The following is a 399-nucleotide window of genomic DNA, read 5'->3' as shown; positions in this document are numbered from 1 at the left end:
GTTGCCGGGACTGGTCGCCACGCCCCAGTCCCGCGTGTCGTCGCCGCGCTCCGGATGCTCGACCTTGATCACGTCGGCGCCGAGATCGCCGAGAACCTGCGCGCACCACGGCCCCGCAAGGACCCGGGACAGGTCGAGGACGCGGATCCCGGCTAGCGGGAGATCGTGGGACGGATCGGTTTCCATGGAACGGGTCCTCAAGCTCCCATCACGCCGTCGAGGCCGCGCACCGCCGCGACGAGCTTCGGCCGCACCACATCCATCAGGAACCGGGCATCGGTGATGATCGTCGGAGCGCCGCAATTGACCGACATGGCCGGCAGGCCGCCGCCGGGGTGAAACCCCACCGCGATCGCGCAGACCGTCTCCTGCCATTCGCCGAACGAAGTGCAGCAGCCG

1 protein-coding gene and 1 pseudogene are annotated in these 399 nt (G+C 69.7%); both read right to left on the bottom strand.

Features of this window, described 5'->3' with window-relative positions; translation table 11 throughout:
• The coding region (locus tag K9U40_RS24375) for a CoA transferase (protein ID WP_282892613.1) at positions 1-186 on the bottom strand (186 nt) is incomplete at its 3' end.
• Between the two features lie 11 nt (positions 187-197).
• Positions 198-399, bottom strand: a pseudogene (locus K9U40_RS24370) (IclR family transcriptional regulator); the annotation flags it as partial.

Source organism: Xanthobacter autotrophicus, assembly GCF_030015065.1.
GTDB lineage: Bacteria > Pseudomonadota > Alphaproteobacteria > Rhizobiales > Xanthobacteraceae > Xanthobacter > Xanthobacter autotrophicus_D.
Note: the sequence above shows the minus strand (reverse complement) of the source record. Positions and strands in the feature narration are given on the sequence as shown.